The sequence below is a fragment of the Alkalihalobacterium chitinilyticum genome (assembly GCF_029028005.1).
Lineage (GTDB): Bacteria > Bacillota > Bacilli > Bacillales > Bacillaceae_F > Alkalihalobacterium > Alkalihalobacterium chitinilyticum.
This window is the reverse complement of record NZ_JAOTPO010000001.1, coordinates 310,464-329,047: the sequence shown is the minus strand read 5'-3', so window position 1 is coordinate 329,047 and position 18,584 is coordinate 310,464. Positions and strand designations below refer to the sequence as shown.

Annotated in this window: 17 protein-coding genes, 1 pseudogene and 1 riboswitch; of the genes and pseudogenes, 11 read left to right on the top strand and 7 right to left on the bottom strand. The window is 36.6% G+C overall.

Going from position 1 to position 18,584, the window contains the following annotated elements:
* The first annotated feature begins 29 nt into the window (after nucleotides 1–29).
* The 5 genes from N7Z68_RS01670 to N7Z68_RS01650 all read left to right on the top strand — a co-directional run bounded on the left by N7Z68_RS01670 (nucleotide 30) and on the right by N7Z68_RS01650 (nucleotide 3,879).
* Nucleotides 30–1,028, top strand: a complete 999-nt coding sequence (locus N7Z68_RS01670) for a CobW family GTP-binding protein (protein WP_275116715.1) — start codon at nucleotides 30–32, stop codon at nucleotides 1,026–1,028.
* A 104-nt stretch (nucleotides 1,029–1,132) separates the two neighbouring features.
* On the top strand, nucleotides 1,133–1,321 hold the full coding sequence (locus tag N7Z68_RS01665) for a hypothetical protein (RefSeq protein WP_275116714.1): 189 nt from the start codon (nucleotides 1,133–1,135) through the stop codon (nucleotides 1,319–1,321).
* A gap of 13 nt (nucleotides 1,322–1,334) precedes the next feature.
* Entirely contained in the window at nucleotides 1,335–1,583 is a 249-nt protein-coding gene (locus N7Z68_RS01660) for a spore coat protein (protein WP_275116713.1), read from the top strand.
* A 406-nt stretch (nucleotides 1,584–1,989) separates the two neighbouring features.
* Nucleotides 1,990–2,988: a permease gene (locus N7Z68_RS01655; protein WP_275116712.1), complete on the top strand. Its 999-nt coding sequence runs from the start codon at nucleotides 1,990–1,992 to the stop codon at nucleotides 2,986–2,988.
* 15 nt (nucleotides 2,989–3,003) lie between these two features.
* Nucleotides 3,004–3,879, top strand: coding sequence for a TIGR03943 family putative permease subunit (locus tag N7Z68_RS01650; RefSeq protein ID WP_275116711.1), 876 nt, complete (start codon nucleotides 3,004–3,006; stop codon nucleotides 3,877–3,879).
* Between the two features lie 454 nt (nucleotides 3,880–4,333).
* On the opposite strand, the gene N7Z68_RS01645 is transcribed toward N7Z68_RS01650, so the two are convergent.
* The 3 genes and pseudogenes from N7Z68_RS01645 to N7Z68_RS24320 all read right to left on the bottom strand — a co-directional run.
* Nucleotides 4,334–5,461: a S1C family serine protease gene (locus tag N7Z68_RS01645; protein WP_275116709.1), complete on the bottom strand. Its 1,128-nt coding sequence runs from the start codon at nucleotides 5,459–5,461 to the stop codon at nucleotides 4,334–4,336.
* Between the two features lie 14 nt (nucleotides 5,462–5,475).
* Nucleotides 5,476–6,603: an FxLYD domain-containing protein gene (locus N7Z68_RS01640; RefSeq protein WP_275116708.1), complete on the bottom strand. Its 1,128-nt coding sequence runs from the start codon at nucleotides 6,601–6,603 to the stop codon at nucleotides 5,476–5,478.
* 9 nt (nucleotides 6,604–6,612) lie between these two features.
* Nucleotides 6,613–6,675: pseudogene (locus N7Z68_RS24320) on the bottom strand (zinc-ribbon domain-containing protein); the annotation flags it as partial.
* 452 nt (nucleotides 6,676–7,127) lie between these two features.
* Between N7Z68_RS24320 and N7Z68_RS01635 the strand changes: the two are divergent.
* The 6 genes from N7Z68_RS01635 to N7Z68_RS01610 all read left to right on the top strand — a co-directional run bounded on the left by N7Z68_RS01635 (nucleotide 7,128) and on the right by N7Z68_RS01610 (nucleotide 14,407).
* Nucleotides 7,128–7,349: a YdbC family protein gene (locus N7Z68_RS01635; RefSeq protein ID WP_275116707.1), complete on the top strand. Its 222-nt coding sequence runs from the start codon at nucleotides 7,128–7,130 to the stop codon at nucleotides 7,347–7,349.
* A 132-nt stretch (nucleotides 7,350–7,481) separates the two neighbouring features.
* Nucleotides 7,482–8,864 carry an MFS transporter gene (locus N7Z68_RS01630; protein WP_275116706.1) on the top strand — a complete coding sequence of 461 codons (1,383 nt, stop codon included), beginning with the start codon at nucleotides 7,482–7,484 and terminating at the stop codon, nucleotides 8,862–8,864.
* Between the two features lie 45 nt (nucleotides 8,865–8,909).
* A riboswitch (purine riboswitch) is annotated at nucleotides 8,910–9,009 on the top strand.
* A gap of 61 nt (nucleotides 9,010–9,070) precedes the next feature.
* Complete coding sequence (locus N7Z68_RS01625) at nucleotides 9,071–10,360, top strand: NCS2 family permease (protein ID WP_275116705.1); 1,290 nt, start codon at nucleotides 9,071–9,073, stop codon at nucleotides 10,358–10,360.
* A 190-nt stretch (nucleotides 10,361–10,550) separates the two neighbouring features.
* Nucleotides 10,551–12,086: a phytoene desaturase family protein gene (locus N7Z68_RS01620; protein ID WP_275116704.1), complete on the top strand. Its 1,536-nt coding sequence runs from the start codon at nucleotides 10,551–10,553 to the stop codon at nucleotides 12,084–12,086.
* A complete protein-coding gene (locus N7Z68_RS01615) occupies nucleotides 12,083–13,534 on the top strand; it encodes a phytoene desaturase family protein (RefSeq protein ID WP_275116703.1) in 1,452 nt (483 codons plus the stop codon). The genes N7Z68_RS01620 and N7Z68_RS01615 overlap by 4 nt, the downstream gene beginning before the upstream one ends.
* Nucleotides 13,535–13,552: 18 nt before the next feature.
* Nucleotides 13,553–14,407, top strand: a complete 855-nt coding sequence (locus N7Z68_RS01610; protein WP_275116702.1) for a phytoene/squalene synthase family protein — start codon at nucleotides 13,553–13,555, stop codon at nucleotides 14,405–14,407.
* Between the two features lie 40 nt (nucleotides 14,408–14,447).
* On the opposite strand, the gene N7Z68_RS01605 is transcribed toward N7Z68_RS01610, so the two are convergent.
* From N7Z68_RS01605 to N7Z68_RS01590, 4 genes are read right to left on the bottom strand one after another with little or no spacing between them, the layout of a single operon-like run.
* Nucleotides 14,448–15,923: a phytoene desaturase family protein gene (locus N7Z68_RS01605; RefSeq protein WP_275116701.1), complete on the bottom strand. Its 1,476-nt coding sequence runs from the start codon at nucleotides 15,921–15,923 to the stop codon at nucleotides 14,448–14,450.
* Complete coding sequence (locus tag N7Z68_RS01600) at nucleotides 15,920–17,026, bottom strand: glycosyltransferase family 2 protein (RefSeq protein ID WP_275116700.1); 1,107 nt, start codon at nucleotides 17,024–17,026, stop codon at nucleotides 15,920–15,922. Before N7Z68_RS01600 ends, N7Z68_RS01605 begins: the two co-directional genes overlap by 4 nt.
* Nucleotides 17,027–17,032: 6 nt before the next feature.
* Nucleotides 17,033–17,749 (bottom strand): lysophospholipid acyltransferase family protein, encoded by a 717-nt coding sequence (locus tag N7Z68_RS01595; protein WP_275116699.1) that lies wholly within the window; start codon nucleotides 17,747–17,749, stop codon nucleotides 17,033–17,035.
* A complete protein-coding gene (locus N7Z68_RS01590; protein WP_275116698.1) occupies nucleotides 17,742–18,530 on the bottom strand; it encodes a carotenoid biosynthesis protein in 789 nt (262 codons plus the stop codon). The genes N7Z68_RS01595 and N7Z68_RS01590 overlap by 8 nt, the downstream gene beginning before the upstream one ends.
* Nucleotides 18,531–18,584 lie beyond the last annotated feature (54 nt).

The following is an 18,584-nucleotide window of genomic DNA, read 5'->3' as shown; positions in this document are numbered from 1 at the left end:
GCGAACGAATTTAGAGAGGATGAATTCCGGTGGCTAAAATTCCTGTCTTTGTGTTAAGTGGTTTCTTAGGAAGTGGGAAAACGACGTTATTACTTCGGTTATTAGAAGAATGTTCACGGCGTCACTTAAAACCAGCAGTATTGATGAATGAGCTAGGAAGTACAGATACAGATGGTGCTATTATTTCAAATGATCGAAAAGAACAAGTGGTTGAAAAGTTACTAGACGGTTGTATTTGTTGTAATAAAAAAGGTGAGGTTGTTGCAAGCATTGAAAAGTTATTATTACAAAAGCCAGATGTAATCTTCATCGAATTAACGGGTGTAGCAAATCCTGAAGAGGTAGCGGATTCTTTGACTGAGCCTCAATTTATAGACCGGTTGAGTCTTCAACAAGTCATCACTTTATTAGATGCAGAAAATGTATTAGATTATAACAGCATTTTTGAAGCAGATCGTAATCTCGTTGAAACAGTGAAAAGACAAACGGAAGTAGCCGATTTATTAGTTATAAATAAGATTGATTTAGTGGACTCGACAAGAATAACAAAGATTAATAAAATACTTAGGAAACAAAATAACAAAGCAGAGATTTGTTTTACAAACTACAGTGAAATTGACCTTGACCCAGTCTTAAAATCCATTCAGCAGAAAAGACCTAGACAAGAAATAAGAGTTACATTTAATAAGAAAAGTCAAGAAGGTAAACAGGAAAAACATGAACATAAGAAGTCCTATTCTCGTATTCAAACCATATCACTACCTATCCCACAGCCAATCCGAGAAAAAGAGATTGAGAAATTTCTTAAAAAATATAAATCATCCATTTTAAGGGCAAAAGGATACATTCCATTGGCAGGTAAAAATCAAACCTACTTAATGCAACATGTTGTTAAAAGAACCTCCTGGGAACCAACCACCTACACAGGTCAACATTATTTAGTAGTAATCGGAATCGATCTAAATAAAGAAGAACTCACCACCCAATGGAAAAAAGTCATGCAGTGCCAGGCACCTTTAGTCAACTAAAGGTGCCGTTTTTTATTTTTATTTTGGATATTTAGGAGTACATAATTTTCCTTTTTCTTTAAATACTAATGGTGTAAGTATTACATAGTGAAAGGAGACTTACCATGCAACTTAATGAGTTAGAATTACAAAACCTTCGTCACTTAATCGGGGGACATGAAACGGTTGCTAAAAAGCTTGATGCGTATGCGGCGAATTGTAACGATCCGCAAATTGTACAAATGCTTCAAAACGATGCTCAAGCGGCTAGAAATTCGAAACAACAATTGATGTCATTTTTAAATCAGCAATAAGGAGGGAAACACAATGAATGAAAAAGATATGATGAATGATTATTTATCAATGATTAACGCTAGTTTAACAACGTATGCAAACGTTATTTCACAAACGGACAATCCGCAGCTTCGTCAAACTATTCAACAAATGAGAAACCAAGATGAAGCGCGTCAGTATACAGTATACAATGCAGCAAAACAAAGAGGGTATTATAAGCCGGCAGCACCTGCACAACCGCAAGAAGTTCAACAGGTTCGTTCCGAGTTAAGCGGTCAGTAGTATTCTAGCGGGACTAACGATGGTGTTAGTCCCGCTTTTTCATCTCCTAGATTGTTCGCCCCGTTTATAAAACTCCTCACATATAGAAACACTTCTTCTTTGAACAAATCCCAACCATCCGTTAGTAGTTATCTAATAATAATTTACAAAAGGAAAACCTCTAAATCAGAACTATTCTTTTTTACAGGAATGTTTTAGTCTTGTCCGCATATACCTCTAATAATGTGTGTTCAAAAAGGAGGACAAAAAGATCCGAGAAGTTCGAGAAAGCGTAGTCTCCGAGCACTGGAGCGTATGGTATTAATACGTGAAGCGCGGAAGAGCAAGCTGACAAAGAAATTCGAGAGAGATTTTTCCCGGACTTTTTGAACAACCTCTAATAATGAATTAATTTGGAGGATACTTTATGCAAAGAAGTACGAACCCCTATTTAGTTGAGATTACGGGATTTATTTTGCTTGCCCTTGTATCTTTTTTAATTTTTTATAGTCCTGTTTTGGCTGAACACGGACAAGGTTTGCCCGCTTCATTACTAATTTTTAACACCATTTTTTTAAGTATATTAATAGAAGCAATTCCTTTCGTTTTAATTGGTGTATTCATTGCCGGTCTGATCCAAGTCTTTATAACTGAGGAACATATACGTCGATGGATACCTAAAAATCGAGTACTCGCGGTCGTAGCCAGTTGTTTTATTGGAGCTCTTTTTCCTGCGTGTGAATGTGGGATTGTTCCAATCGTACGTCGTTTAGTTGCAAAAGGTGTCCCCATATTTGCAGGAGTTGGTTTTCTTTTAACTGGACCACTCATTAACCCGATAGTTGTAGGTTCAACGTATATGGCCTTTGGGAATGACTTGCGAATGGCTTTATTACGAATGGTTTTGGGTCTAGTGATTGCACTTATCATTTGTGCTGTAATTAGTATGCTGTACAAAGGCAGTCAGTTTAGAAGGTCTCACGCTACTATGCCAATTGAGAGTAGTCAAAAGCTTCCTTTATTTGAAAGGTTAAAGTCGATGTGTCAACATTCAGTCGATGAGTTTTTTGAGATGGGAAAATATTTAATGATTGGTGCACTATTAGCAGCTTTTATTCAAACGTATGTTTCTTCAGCATCATTACTAGGTCTAGGGGAAGGTATTCTTATGTCTACGGTAGTCATGATGGGACTTGCCTTTTTACTATCCTTATGTTCAGAAGCAGATGCTTTTATTGCTGCTTCATTTCGCCATCTATTTCCGCAAACTTCTTTACTAGGGTTCCTGATTTACGGGCCGATGCTTGATTTGAAAAACTCTTTGATGCTGCTGGCAGTATTTCGTTTTCGCTTTGTGATCGTATTAATGTTACTCATTACTGTGACAGTGTTAGGCGTATTAATGATTGCTCATCCATTTTTATAAAGGGTGGTAAAGATTATGTATTTTTATATTCATCAAGCAATTAGAGCCATAATATTATTAAGCTTTGCAGGTTTTCTTTTCAAATTACACTACTTTGATGAGATTGCCCATTATATTAATCCTAAGTATATTGGGTTTAGCCAAGTGGCATCTATTTTATTTTTGTTCCTTTTCTTTATTCAAGTTCCGCGAATTTGGAGCACTAAAAAAGAAGAAGACCTCCATGAAAACTGTGGCCCATGGGGATGCAATCACGACGATGCCTTTACAAACCGAGTAACGGTTCGTAACGGAATCATTTATATGATTATTTGTCTTCCTGTTGTAACAGGCCTATTACTGCCTGCAAAAGCATTAGATGCTTCGATTGCTGTCAATCGCGGTGCACTCATGCAACAGCAGTCGCTGAATCAAGACATTCAACACGATGATCATGGGGGTCACTTTCATCTGCATTCGAGCCATGTCGATGAAGAAATATGTTTACCTATTGAAAAGGCAGAAGTTGAGTTGTTTGAGAGCGGGAATGAGGAGCATATGATTGTCATGGAAAAAACGAAGTTTGCTCAGCAGTTTTATGCGATCACAGAAAATGCAGTAAAGGTAAGGGGCAGAGAAATTGTTATGGATGGGTTTGTTTTGAAAGAAGAAAGTTTATCCCGAAATCAGCTGTTCGTTGGGCGGTTTTTAATTACACACTGTGTTGCCGATGCGACAGTAATTGGATTTTTAGCGGAGACTGAAAAAGAAATCGCAATTCCAGAAGGAAGTTGGGTAACTTTAAAAGGGACTTTTGACGTGAGTAGACACGGTCATGAAGAAGTGCCAATCATACGAGTCAAGCAGTTAGATATTATTGAAAAACCAAAGGAGCCTTATATTTATCCATAAAAAACATAAATATTAATCCTGTCTACCAGTACCTGTTTATGTAAGTAGTCTACTAATTAAATAGAAAAAGTCTTTTTTGGCGGAGACACAGGACCTTATTTTCATAAAATCTATCATTTTAAAGGTGTTTGCGGACTGAGAGGACCTTATTTGAGCATTTTTCATGCAAAAGACTGATTTTTTAAGTCAATAAGAGCTTCTGAATCCGTTAAATCTTCGAGACTACTGTTTTTTTACAAATTGGCGCTCTGGAGTCCGCTTACACTTTGTTCAAGAGATTACATTATGACCTGAGTTTAAGTTAGTTCCTAGAACTGGATAAAAACGGCCTCAATAAAATAGAGGGGTAAATCAAATGATAATTTACCCCTCTGTTTCTTTTTCGCTGTAAAATCATTTCTCGCCGCTAATACTAAACCTGTCAATAACACTTTACATCATTTTTCCATAACAGTTACTCTATGATTTCCCCTGTACCGCTGATCAGCTTTAATTGATCATTCTCATACCCGACTTTATATTCTACTTGATACTTTTCAGTTATTACTTCTTTATCTTGGCGTTCTTCTGCATGAATAATCGTAAAGACAGTTACTGTTTCTCCTTCTGTTCGAGTATAAATGTCATCAATAATGACAGAACCAGTATTTAAGTAGCCTTCTCTAAATTGTTCATAACTTGTATTTAATTGCCATGAACTTCCTAACAATGAATAAGCATTTACATAATCTTGTTGATCTATACTATCATAGAAATATTGTACTAGATACGTTGCTATGTTTTCTATGGACGAAGCAATTTGGTCTTCATTGACCGAATACTCCATTGAAGGTAAAGATGTCATTGGTGTTTCCGACCAACTCGTAACAAGAGGGAGAATATCGATAATGGGAATACTAAATCCAATCGTACCAACTTCGGTTGCTGCAGAGTTAATCCCAATGACTTTTCCACTTTTAATCAAAATAAGTGGTCCGCCACTATTGCCCGGTGCAATTGGTGCAGAAAATTGATAAGCATTTTCGTATTGATAGTGATCAATTTCAAAGCTACGATCAACGCCACTAATAATTCCAGTTGTGACTGTATTTTGATAACCAAGCGGGCTGCCTATTGCAAGAACTTCATCCCCTAACTCAGGAGGATAATCTTTTGCAAGCGGCAGTGGTTCAATGTCTTTGATATCTGGGACACGAATGAGGGCGATGTCGGTGTCTGTACTCATTCCGATAACTGTTCCGTCGTACTCCCTTGTGTCGGCCAACTTAACTTTTACCTCGTCTGTACCTGCTACAACATGGGCGTTAGTGATAATATCGCCTTGATTGTTATAAATGAAACCCGAACCGACTGAGCCAGTTCTTTCAACTTCAATCATAACAACTGATTTTTGCGTTTGATGAATAATTTCTTTTACACTTTTCTCTTCTTTATCTTCTTTAGATGCATCTATCTCAGTTAGTATTGATGATTCTATATGAAGCTGAGCAGGAACCCAGTCAGAGATTAGGAAAAATGATAAAACACCAAGTACCCATATGAGAGTAGTTGATAAGATACTAGTTATCCATTTACTTTTCATTTGTAAACCATCCTTTAATCAATCTGCCAAGTAATACTTTCAACAGAAACGCTTAATTCTTCAAATACGCCATAGAAGGAGTGACTAAAACGCCCTGTTTCTCCAGGTGCCAGTTCATATGGGTAAACAGAAGTTACCGATTCCGATACTAGCTCTTCGTCTTCGTCAAAGATAGAGTAATGGATGTCGATCGAATAAATAGTTGTTGTTCCATTATTTATAACATCACCAAATAAAGAAACGTCTCCAAACTCATCTAGTTCAATATTGATTGAAGTGATGTCTACAGCTTCGGTTCGATTTTTTAAATCTTCTTTTGCTGCTGCAACCATCGCTGCTTCAAGACGGTTTTGTTCGGCCTTTTCAAAAGCTAGTTTTTCATCTTTTACTCTATCAATAAAAGATAAGAGCTTTTCATCATTAATTGCATATTGGAGCCCTGATTCTAACGCATAGAGTGCTTTTGAAAACTCGTGCTTTTGCAAATGAATTTCTGCTTTCTCATATGAAAGTTGAACAATTTTATTTAAAATTTGTTGTTTTATTTTTTCCGCTTCTTCACCATTAAAAGAAGAAAGACTTGATAGTTTCTGTGCTAATTCCGCAACTGTCTCAAGCTCATTTAATTCCATCTTGGCTTCGGCTACCGTTAAGTTAATCTCGGTATTCTCCAAACGTACTTGGATTGGTTGAAGCAAGGCAAGATAATTAGTCTCATGCATATGTTCTTTTAATTTCTTTATGTGATGGGACGCCTGAATAACTTGATTTAATTGAATTAAGTCTTCAATCTCATGTAACTTCTCCTCATAATGCAGTGCTAACTTAACTACATCTCGATACTGTTGAAACATTGTCAGGTCTCTTAATTCAAGTGCTTCTGTTATTTTCTTTTCCGCTTTTTCATATTCACCCGCTGAAAAGTTAGATTCTATTTGTCGATTTAATGATGCAATCTGATTATTAATTGAGGCTTCATAGTAGTAGTATGAAACCAGTCCAATGGTAACGAAAAGAATACTTACTACAGGAAGGAGCCATAAAGTTAGTGTCTTTCTTTTGCTATATTGTTTTTTAGGTGGGAGAGTAGTAGAGAAAAAGTCTTCCTCAGTAGTTGCACTAACTTCGTCTAGGTTTTCCATAAATGCTGTCCCACACTTTGGACAATATCTTTCGGTGTCTAAACGTTTATTCCCACACGAGTGACAAAACATGTTTTGTTACCAGCCTTCCTATATAAAAATACACATAGTGACATTATAGTACAAAATATGAGTGATTCTAATAGACCAATAGTATCAACAAAATCTTAATAAAGCTTTAAAACTATTAACAAGTTATTTAGTATATATTATTAATTGGGAGGTGACAAACCTAAATTATATCCAAATCAATATGAAAAGAAAGAAACGTCTTCACAATTTAAAACCGTTTTAAGTCCTCATTACGAAGCATATCCTCAACAATAATTTTCTCCAATCTTTAAGTTGCAACACCTTAATTTTTAACCTGTCCATTAATAAAACACTTGTTAAGAATTACCTAAAAGAATAAAAAATGATGAGCTTTCTCTAGCTGTCACGTAATATTGATTATAAGAAATGAATGATGCAAGAAAAGGTCTGGTATACTAGGGAAATGAAAATATCATTGTGGAGGCATTTGAATGGCAGAAATAAAATTTGAAATTGAAAAAAATATTGGAGTATTATCTGAAAATGCAAAAGGATGGAAAAGAGAATTAAATTTAGTAAGCTGGAATGGAAGAGAAGCAAAATTTGACCTTCGTGATTGGGATCCAAATCACGAAAAAATGGGTAAAGGACTCACTTTATCAAAGGAAGAGGTTATTGAGTTAAAATCGATCCTTAACGAGATTGACGTATAAATACAACAAGATTTGGACTGAACAGGTGTTTACGTACGCATAAGCACCTGTTTTTTCTATTTTATTGAGATTTAGCCATTTTTCTGATAATAATATTAAGAAAACTAAAAGTCAGCTTGAAAGAGGTGTAAGATGGAACTTGCCGAACAGAAAGTAGAGCTAACAGTAAAAAGTGAGAGGTTACTTTATGTCGGATTATTCGTCAATGTACTGATTATCGTTATGAATACAACGATGTTTAATGTAGCGATACCTGAAATTATCATTCATTTTTCACTCACCCCGTCATCAGCATCGTGGATCGTAACAAGTTATTCGGTTGTATTTGCAGTCGGAACCGTATTGTATAGCAAGCTCTCTCAACAAAAGTCGATATCTACATTATTCACAGTTGGACTTTCCTTGTTCGGAATTGGCTCAATTATTGGCATTCTAGCTGTAGACTATACCGTTCTATTATTTTCAAGAGTCGTTCAAGCGTCAGGTGCTTGTTGTGTTGCTGCTCTAGGTATCGTCATTATATCGAGATACATCGCTATTGAACGGCGAGGTAGGGGAATGGGCGTTGTATCTGCAGCTTCTACACTAGGGTTTGGTTTAGGTCCGCTTATAGGAGGTATTATTACTCAATATTTAGGTTGGTCTTTTTTATTTGTCATTAGTTTAATTGGTGTGTTGACCTTGCCAATTTATTTATACAATTTACCTAAAGAGCGATCAACGGCTCAGTCCATTGATTTTTTAGGGCTCATCTATTTACTGATAGGAGTCATTTCCCTCCTTATTTTTATAACGACCAGTCAGTTTATTTTGTTGCTTGGCAGCTTATTCTTTTTTATATTCTGGCTGCATATAAAAAAGGTGAAAAATCCAATGATACCACCCGACCTTTTATTAAATAAAGTATTTATCTCAATTGTATTGATTGGTTTCTTAATTTTCTTTATTAACTTTTCTCTCTTATTCTTAAGTCCATTACTTTTAGCAAAAGTATTCAATACCTCTAGTGCGATGATTGGAATGATTATATTCCCAGGTGCCATGTTATCTGCTATTCTTGCAATCTACATTGGCAGAATGATGGATCGAGTTGGTTCTACGATGATTATAGGGTTTGGAATTGGTTGTTTACTTGTTTCAACAAGTTTATTTGCCTTATTGAGTCATTTAACTTCGATAACGGTTATCTTTTTTTATCTTATTTCCAGTATAGGTTTTTCATCCATTACGATGGGGTTACCTAATTACCTTTCTAATTATCTAAGTAGTGAAAAGTTTGCATCGAGTATAGGTGTTCTCCAACTTTGTCAATTTATCGGTGGAGCTTTTGGCGTTTCTGTTTCAGGAAAACTATTAGAATTTCAGGTGTTTCAGACGATAGCACTACCATTTTGGAGTGGCGGTAACCAAGCGTTTGGCATGAGCTATTTGTTTTTAGTTGTGCTAGCCATTGTGGCATTAACTGTTTTTGGTTTTTTAAAATTTATAATAAAAACACGAACAATTAACAGTTGACACAAAGACATCGTTTGTATTAATATTCTCTAGGTGATGAAAAACAGAAACTATTATTATATTGTTCGTATATCCTCAATGATATGGTTTGAGGGTCTCTAGATGGAACCGTAAAGTCCTAACTACGAACGGGAGTGCGTGATACTACCCGTTTACAGTTAGGGCTTTTTTTCGTCTAATTGTTATGAATAATGGAGGTCTAAGTTATGGATAAGTTTTTTAATTTGAAAGAACGCGGGACAACAGTTAGAACGGAGTTCGTTGCTGGGATTACAACCTTTTTGACGATGGTTTATATCATTGTTGTTAACCCAGCGATTTTATCTGCTGCTGGAGTGCCGTTTGATCAAGTGTTTATGGCAACGATTATTGCCGCTGTTGTTGGGACACTATATATGGGAATCTTTGCAAAATATCCAATAGCGATTGCACCAGGAATGGGGATGAATGCGTATTTTGCTAGTGTTGTTGCCACTCATGGTGTTTCTTATCAAGTTGTATTTGGTACGGTTTTTCTAGCAGGGCTTTTATTTGTTTTACTGACTTTTTCTTCATTAAGAGAAGTGTTAATTCGTGCGATTCCGAATTCGCTTAAATATGGAATTACTTCAGGTATCGGCTTATTTATTGCTTTTATTGGTTTGAAAATGGCAGGAATTGTTGTACCAAGTCCGGACACAATGGTTACATTTGGTGATTTACATCAGCCTATTACACTCCTATCTATCTTTGGTTTGTTTTTAACATTAATATTAATGGCTAGAAAGATTAATGGTGCCCTTTTTATTGGAATGTTGATTACGGCTGTTGTTGGATTATTTACTGGAATGCTTCGATTTGAAGGTGTCGTATCTATGCCACCTGCTCCTGTATTCTTTGATTTAGATATTGCGGGAGTGTTTACCCACGGATTGTACACCGTTGTATTTGCCTTTTTGTTAGTTACGATTTTTGATACAACTGGGACGATGATTGGAGTAGCTGATCAAGCAGGATTAATGAAGGATGGAAAATTCCCTAGAGCGAAATCTGCTCTAATGGCCGATGCGCTATCAACAACTGTAGGTTCGACGTTTGGTACGAGCCCGTCAAGTGCTTATATTGAATCGTCATCAGGTGTAGCTGCAGGCGGAAGAACGGGTTTAACATCAGTAGTTGTAGCGATTTTATTTATATTGGCTATGTTTTTCTCTCCAGCTATTGCAGCGATCTCGTCACTACCAGCAATAACCGCTCCTGTACTCATTATTGTTGGTTGCTTCATGATGGAGGGCTTAGCTCGTATTGATTGGAAAACATTTGATGAAGCGTTTCCGGCGTTCGCGATTATTTTAACAATGCCACTCACTTCAAGTATTGCAACTGGAATTGCGATTGGCTTCATTACGTATCCATTAATGAAATTAGTGAGTGGAAAAGGAAAAGAAGTTCATCCAATTTTATATGTGTTTGGTGTCATCTTCATCATTCAAATGATTTTCTTCCCAGCACATTAATATCGTTTGCAGAGGCGCTTAGTATTAGGCGTCTCTTTTAACATAGTTAAATAGATAATCCGCTAAAAAATAAAACTTATTGTAAGTTTTATTTTTTTTTGTTTTTATATTTGAACAATTTTTGTTTATCGAATATACTATTTGTATAACTATTGTATAACTTTTGTGTGATTAATAGTGGAGGTGTAAAATGGCTCGAAAGCATATTGTTGTTGTTGGAGCAGGGCCAGGAGGATTGGCTGCTGCAATGCTGCTCGTTAGTCAAGGATATAAAGTAACAGTGTTTGAGAAACAGCCTTATGTAGGAGGGAGAACATCTTCATTTCAATTAGATGATTATACATTTGATTTAGGTCCAACCTTTTTAAGTATGCCGCACATATTAGAGGAGTTGTTTGAAGCGGCAGGGAAAAAGCTTGAGGATTATCTATCTCTAGTGGAATTGGATCCAATGTATGAGCTTAGATTTTCTGACGTCATTTTCTCACCTTCTAGGAACGTTCCTGAAACGAGAAAGAAAATCGAAGAACTGTTCCCAGGCAATGGTGAAGGGTATGAACGCTTTATGAAGCATTCGGATAAGAAACTAGACGCACTTATGCCGCTTCTTCAAAATCGTCATAGTTCTTTATTGGATTATTTTCGCTTAAGAACTTTAAGAGCGTTACCGCAACTTTCATTGGGAAGGTCTTTATACGACGTACTTGGAGACTTTTTTACAGATGAAAAACTTAAATTAGCGTTTACTTTTCAATCAAAATATTTAGGGATGTCACCATGGGAATGTCCAGGGGCGTTTAGTATTTTATCTTATATGGAACATAAATATGGTGTGTTCCACCCGCTAGGCGGGCTGAATCAAATCCCTAAGGCAATGGCTAAAGTGATTAAAGAATATGGAGGAGAAGTAGTAACTGGTGTTGGAGTAAAAAAACTATTAACGAAAGATAGAGAAATTACCGGTGTTTTGTTAGAGGATGGGGAAAAGGTACATTGTGATGATGTTATTGTGAATGCCGACTTTGCCCATGCAATGACCCATTTATTGGATGATGGATTATTAAAATCCTACTCAAAACAACAGTTAAAGAAAAAAGATTATTCGTGTTCTACGTTTATGCTGTATTTGGGAGTCAATAAAGAGTTCAAATTACCACACCATACCATTGTATTTGCGGATGATTACAAAAAGAATGTAGAAGAAATTACAAAGACTAAGGTACTTTCCGATAATCCGTCTATTTATATTCAAAATGCATGTGTTACAGATCCGACGCTTGCGCCAGAAGGAAAATCGGCACTTTATATATTAGCACCAGTTCCAAATAATACGAGTTTAATTGAATGGGAGAAACATCAAAGCGAGTTTCGCCAACTCGTACTGGAGCAAATTGAAAGTCGTACGGAATTTAAAGGTCTGCAAGAGAACATCGAAGTAGAGAAAATGATTACGCCTCTTCAATGGGAGAAAGATCTATTCGTCTATGAAGGTGCAACGTTTAACTTATCACATCGCTTAAAACAAATGATGTATTTCCGACCACATAATAAATTCCAAGAGTTAAAGAATTGCTGGTTAGTAGGTGGAGGAACTCATCCTGGAAGTGGCTTGCCGACGATTTTTGAATCAGCCCGTATAACTGCAAATAGTATTTTACAAGAAAATAAAACGATGACTGTTCATCCAACCTTTGAAGAACGAACAGGAATGAGGGGTGCCCAATGAAAACAGCAATAATTGGGGGTGGCGTTGGCGGCATGATTACTGCTCTTTATTTAAGTCAGGAAGGTCATGACGTTACCATTTTTGAGAAGAAAAAAAAGCTAGGCGGCCGGTTGGCTTTTGTTGAACACGAAGGCTATAAAATAGATGAGGGACCAACGATCGTTCTGTTACCAGACATGATTTTTCAAATTTTAGATGAAGTCGGTATTCCCAGAGATGAATTAGAGATGGTACGATGTGATCCTTTATATAAAATTGCATATCCAAATGGAGTTGAATTTTATAAATGGAGTGACGTAGAAAAACAACTTACTGAGATTAGTGAGCATTTTCCAGGTGAGGAAGAAAACTTTCAAAAATATCTCGCAGATATGGAAGAAAGGTTCCACCAAGGAAAACAAGCATTTTTAGATAGACCTTTTATCAATAAACGAGATTTTTGGACATTTAATAACATGTCTATACTTTGGAAGTTAAAAGCCTATCAATCTGTTCGAAAGCAGGCAAAAAGTTATTTTAATCATCCAAAACTCCAAGATGCATTCTCGTTCCAAACTCTGTATGTCGGCGGAGCACCGTTTCAATCACCAGCTCTTTATTCACTTATACCTTTTAGTGAACATTTCCATGGAGTATGGTATGTCAAGGGAGGCTATGCCAGTCTTGTTTCCTTGTTTGAAAAGAAGTTAAAGGAAAATGGTGTACAAATTTTCACCGATCATCAGGTGCAATCATTGAATATAGTTAATGGGAATTGTCGAAGTATATGTGTTAATGGAGAACACGTCCCTTTTGACTCGGTTGTCATGAATGGTGATTATCCGATGATGGAGCAGCTTCTTCCGTCACGTAAGAAAAAACAGTCTTATACCTCTTCTTCTTCTTGTCTATTAATCTATTTAGGGCTAGATCGGATTTATGAAAAGAATACGGTTCATCAATATTTTATGACAGATAATTTTGAAGAACACATGAATGATGTGTTTAATCATAAACGTTTACCAGAAAAACCTTCTATATATACGTTTCACCCTTCAGTCATTGATTCTACGTTGGCACCAGAAGGAAAAGGGGTTCTATATATACTTGTTCCTGTCCCGGCAAATGAAGACATCGATTGGAATAACATCGAGGAGTATGTAGAGAAGGTAATCATTGAGGTTGAAGATAGAGGGTTTGAAGGTCTAAGAAAATCGATTGTTTGGAAAAAAGTACGGACACCTAAAGATGCACTTATAGACGGCTTATATCAAGGGGGAAGCTTTGGGATTGCACCAACTCTAAAGCAATCTGGAGTATTTCGTCCGCAAGTAAAAATTGCTCCATATGAAAATGTGTTTGCGGTTGGTGCAAGTGTCCATCCTGGAGGAGGGATTCCTATCGTGATGCAAGGTGCAAAATTATTAGCGGAACACTTACTGCATGAAGAACTTGTTCGTTCTTCATGACCTAGAGGAGGAACAAAAATGAAGCAAATAGAAAAAGCTTATGAGTCTTGTAGAGTGGTCATAGAAAGACATTCTAAATCGTTTGCAAAAGCTTTTAATGTACTTCCGAGTGAAAAACGAAAGGCAGTTTGGGCAGTCTATGCATTTTGTCGTCGTGTAGATGATATCGTAGACAACGGGGGCACGTTAGAGGAGCTTCATGCCTTTAAGACGGAGTTTGAGTTGTTTTTGGGAGGGAGCTTTTCAGTAAATGATGATATGTGGGTGGCTCTAAATGATGTATTTCAACGCTATTCGATGGAAGCTGAGCCTTTTTTTGATATGATCCGTGGACAAGAAATGGATTTTGAAGTTCATCACTATCCATCACTTGAGCAATTAGAGCAGTATTCGTATTATGTAGCAAGTTCAGTAGGGTTAATGCTATTGCCGATCTTAGCCCCTAGTAATAATCTACATTTAAAAAGTGGAGCAATATCGTTAGGGCTTGCGATGCAGTTAACGAATATCTTAAGAGATGTAGGTGAAGATCTAGAGCGTGGCAGAGTTTATATACCAGCTGATTTAATGGAAAAACATAACTACACGAGAGAAGAACTAATAAAAGGTGAAATCAACGATAATTTTATTGGTTTATGGGAAGACATTGCAACGAGGGCAGAACAATTGTATGATATCGCATTGCCTACAATAGAGAACTATCCTATGGATGCAAGGTTTCCGGTAAAAGCTGCGTTACATTTTTACCGACACATCCTAAATTCCGTTAGAAAAAATAAGTATAATTGTTTTACAACGAGAGCTTATGTTTCAGATGGAGATAAAAGGCAACTCCTACAGCAAATCATGACGTCACAAGAAGCATTAGCATAACTAACACCCCGTCAAAAGAGATGATTGACGGGGTGTTGCTTTATTTATCGTGATTAATGATCAAGTTTGCAACGTTTTGACCACTTATAACGACCATAGGTGAACCTCCACCAGGATGAGTGGAGCCCCCAACAAAATATAAATTCGCAATATCTTTGGATCGATTGGGTGTTCTGAAAAAAGCGTCCATTCTTCGATTGGAAGCTCTCCCGTATAACGCCCCGCGGAACGCATTGTATTCTTGTTTAATCGATTGTGGAGTAATCAGCTGTTCATATTCAATGTGAGGACGGATATTTAATCCTGCTCGAGATAACTTTTGATATATTACATCTTTGTAGTATTCGTAATCTTCATTTGTTGTACCATCTCTTGATAAAGGAGGTGCATTGACAAGAATGAATAAATTATCGCCCTTAGGTGACATTGAAAAATCAGTATAAGAAGAGTTACATATATAAATAGAAGGATCTTTTGGTAATTGCTTCTTAACTAACAGCTCGTTAAATTCTTCTTGATAATTTTGACTAAAATACACTTGATGATGGATTAGGTCTTTCAAACGAGTGTTCAGTCCGATCAGAAGAACATACGCAGAAATGGATGGTTCCGCATTTTGTATCGTAACATTTGAAAAGCGGGGACGGTCATTTTCATTAATAAGCTGAGGAAGCGAAGCTAATAAATCTCCATTTAAGATGACCTCATCTGCTTCTATCGTCTCCCCGTTTGCTAATTTAATAGATGTCGCAACTTGATTATCTATGTTAATTTTAATAACTTCTTGATTAAGATGAATATGAACCCCTAATTCTTTTGCACGTTTAGCGAGTCCTTCCGCAATGGTAGCATTTCCGCCAGAAGTATAGTAAACACCATCGATTAGCTCTAAATGAGCAATCATTGAAAAAGTAGCAGGTGTTAAGTAAGGTGACGAACCAATGTAAGTTGCGTAACGATTAAAAGATTGAAGAACCCTGGGGTCCGTAAAATATCGTCGGTGAAAGTGATCTAAACTTTCAAAAGGTCGTACACTAAGGAATGCTCTTCCTAAACTTGGAGATAAATATTCAGTTAAAGAAGAAAAGGTTCTAGGCAAAAAATGAGATTGCGAGAGTTCGTATAAACGAGTTACTTCTTTTAGATACTTTTTATAATGCTTTGCTCCAAACACATCCATTTCGTTAAGTTGTGAAATCATGTAGTCTGCATCTGTTGAGAAAGAGAACGTTGTCCCATTAGAAAAATGGTTGTTCGTGTGTATATCAAGCTTTTTAAAGTGAAAATAGTCTTCCGACTTCTTATCCGTTTGTTCGATGATGCCTTTAAATACAGAAGGCATAGTAATCGTATTTGGACCAAAATCAAATGTGTAACCATCAGATTGAATACGTTTAAGTTTCCCTCCAACATGTGTATTCTTTTCAAAGAGTTTGACTTTATATCCATTGAAAGCTAGAAGGTTGGCTGCTGCCAGCCCGCCCAATCCACCACCTATAATGACAACTTTCTTCATGTATAGCTACGTCCTTTCCAGCGATAGCCCTTTTTTTGAACACTTAGAAAAGCAGAGTAGATTAATAAAATGATAATCGTCAGAGCTGAGAAGGGCATCCAAAGAAACTGCATGTTTCGTTGTTGGGTTTTCCAATCCACAAATCCCCTGTGAATAAGCAAGATTATGTAAGGTATCAAATATAATAATTCGTTTGTGATAATGCCTGCGATTGCGAAGAACAATGGCATAACAAAAAATATACTATAGAAGATGATAATCAAGGAAGCGAGTGGAATAGAACGACCTAACCCAACGAAGATGTTTTTAACAAAGCCATTCCAAACTTCTTTGTTCGTTTCGTACATAAAACAAGAAACGTCATTTGTTAGGTTAGCAAGTAAAACACGGTGGCCATTCTTTTTTACATGACGTGCTAAATGAACATCTTCGACAATGGAAGCTGCTACAGAACTGTGTCCGCCGATCTTATGGTAGACCTCTTTACGAAAACACATAAAGGCCCCATGTGCAGCCGAAAAAGAAGGAAATGTTGTTCGATTGGCGATAAATATTGGGAGATGAAAGTGCACAATAAAATGTTGCATCGGAACTAAAATCTTACTTAGTAGTGTTGAAGTTGGAAATTTAGGAAATCCCGTTAATAAGCCTGCATCATACACTTCCATAGTTGAAATCGTTTTTTCAATAATAGTCGGACGTACTTTGACATCAGCATCAAGAAATAGCAAGTAATCACCTTTAGCCCGTTCACCTAGTTGCTTACAAGCGTGTACTTTACCTGCCCAGCCGTTTGCTAGTGGAGCACCTTTAATGACTTTAAAGTTAATATGTGTTTCTGTATGTTCCATGAGCAGATTATATGTGTTGTCAGTAGACTGATCATCGAGAAAGATCACTTCGATTTTTTGATAAGTAAGCGATGTTAAACTTTCTACTAATCTCTTAATATTTCGCTCTTCATTTCGTAACGGAATTAAAATCGAAACAAGAGGAGGCGAGGAGTAAGATAAATGTACATTCTGTTTTAGTTTTGGCATAAACATGGAGTTAATTATCGTCCATATTAAAAAGATGAAATGGGTAATCGCATAATAAAACATATGTTTTCACCGCTTTCCGTTTTTTAGGGCTTTAAAAAGTTCACTAACAGGTCGTTTCCCTGTTAATAAGACATTATACTGATTTGTTAGATGGTGAATAACGTCATGTCGTTGTTGATCAAGTTGTTTGGTGACAATGGCTTCTAACAATGTTGTTAATTGCTTTCTTGAATTTCTTTTACCCGAGAAAACTAGCTCTTTCCCGGCATGGATATATAAGTTAGGTAATTGCTGACCGCTAAATGTATAGTAGTAAGTAATTGGCACGACTTGAACGGCAGGAACTTTTTCAATAAGATAAGCAGCGCCATTTTTAAATGAAAGAGGTCTCTTTTCCAAATGTTCTTCCTTTCCTTGAGGAAACATCCAAATGCCTTTATTTTGAAGTAATAGTTGTTCAGCATGACGTAAGGAGGAAACGATTTCTTTTACACTTTGGAGGTGAATAGAAAAAGCACCCAGTCTTTTAAAAAAAGGAAAGGTGACTAAGCCTTTTTCTTCCATCATCGCGTAGCTGTCTATCGAAAAAAGGGTCTTTGCCAAGTGAAAAGAAATCAATCCGTCCCACCATGAACTATGGTTTAACAGAAAAAGGGTTGGTTTTGCCGGGTTAATGTCTGAGTCATTACGTAACATAATTTGTGAAAATGATTTCTTTAGTAGTTTTTTATTGTATTGATAGAATAAGGCTTCAAAGGCCGGGCTTTTTCTGGCTTCAATCATTCTTCCGTGCTCCTCTCATCAGAAAATAGATTACGAGTAATTTAGCCATCAGAATCAATGGTAAAAATGCAGCCATCCAAAGATTTGCAGTTAAAGCTATAACAACAAACATGATGATAATTTGTACATAGAGTAAAACCATTCGAAATTCCCACGGTTTAATCGATTTCTTATTCCATACATGTTTTAAATGAAACAAAAGGTACAAAAACACATGAAGAATAAAAGAAATAATAAACCAGCCTACAAAATTTGAAAAAGGTACCCCATAATAGCCTCCATCACCCATCCAAATCCAGTACTGCTTGACTTGATAAGCAACGGGGTCTATTGCTAAATCCATAATGACAGCTGCTATTGCTCCAAGCAAAGGATAGACAAGCAGAACGAGCCATTTGTATGGAAGTGATTGAACGATCCCTTTTGCGATAACATGGGTTGTCGCCATGACCATGAGCCAGGCAAAACCAATGGTGATTGGAACATTCAAGAGATGAACACCAAAATCAGGCTCGTAATAGTAATCGCCAAAGAATAGACCATATTCAACCCCAAGGCTTTCAGCAACAATTGTAAATACAAAGATAACGACAATTGCTGTCCATCCTAATGGAGAACCATATTGAAGGATAAAATAGATCCCGCCAAGAATGCCTGCAAGAATAAGAAATACGGCGTTGGCCCAGTCAAGCCATGGCGGAAGAACGTCAAGTGATAATAAAATTATTCCGACAACGTACCAAAAAATAAACACCCTGTAAGTAAATTCTTCTGTCTTCATATTAATCACCTATAATCTTAAAGTTTGGCTATAGTAACTAAAGCTGAAACTCAA